The organism is Rhodothermus profundi, from assembly GCF_900142415.1.
In the GTDB taxonomy this organism is placed as follows: domain Bacteria; phylum Bacteroidota; class Rhodothermia; order Rhodothermales; family Rhodothermaceae; genus Rhodothermus; species Rhodothermus profundi.
On the sequence record NZ_FRAU01000008.1, the window covers coordinates 1 to 970 of the forward strand.

The window sequence follows — 970 nt, forward strand, 5'->3', positions numbered from 1 at the left end:
TTTCAACTTTTAATCGCACCTATTTGGTATTGAAAGGAAAATGGTAAAAGGCTGGTACATCGAGACGCCGAACTTTTAATCGCACCTATTTGGTATTGAAAGAACTATTTCCAATAGCATCATCACTGAAATTTGTTGCTTTTAATCGCACCTATTTGGTATTGAAAGAGAAAGTGTCGAGGATGCTTCATGACGACGGCATGACCTTTTAATCGCACCTATTTGGTATTGAAAGTAAAGACCTGTGGCGCTACGTCTTCCCCGACGGCAGCTTTTAATCGCACCTATTTGGTATTGAAAGGGGGCGTATCAGGATACGGGTTATGGGGAGATCGGCCTTTTAATCGCACCTATTTGGTATTGAAAGACCACACGGATGTGCTGCTGAATGCGCCGGCTGTCAACTTTTAATCGCACCTATTTGGTATTGAAAGGCGAAGGGTTCGCAGTAGACGGTGGCGGGGGGCAGCCTTTTAATCGCACCTATTTGGTATTGAAAGTCTTTAAATACATCTTCCAAATCCATATCGTAAAACACTTTTAATCGCACCTATTTGGTATTGAAAGTACTGACGCAAGGTACCGATCAGCGCAAACAGCCGTCTTTTAATCGCACCTATTTGGTATTGAAAGCGAAGACCAGCAGAATTGGCCCCTCTCGAAAGCGCACCTTTTAATCGCACCTATTTGGTATTGAAAGTTACGTGCGATTTTTCCATGGGGCGTGTCTTTTAAGCTTTTAATCGCACCTATTTGGTATTGAAAGGCTTGCGCAGCGCGTGCGCAGCGAAGCGGCCGTGACGCTTTTAATCGCACCTATTTGGTATTGAAAGTGCAGGGAAGCATTACAGACGGTTTCTGGTGGATTGCTTTTAATCGCACCTATTTGGTATTGAAAGCTTCTTGCTCCCGCCCACTTCGACACCAGTCGATCACTTTTAATCGCACCTATTTGGTATTGAAAGGCTCC

1 CRISPR repeat array is annotated in these 970 nt (G+C 44.2%).

Going from position 1 to position 970, the window contains the following annotated elements:
• Positions 1-6: 6 nt before the first annotated feature.
• Positions 7-965: a CRISPR direct-repeat array (repeat unit 30 nt; unit sequence CTTTTAATCGCACCTATTTGGTATTGAAAG).
• The last annotated feature ends 5 nt before the right edge of the window (positions 966-970 follow it).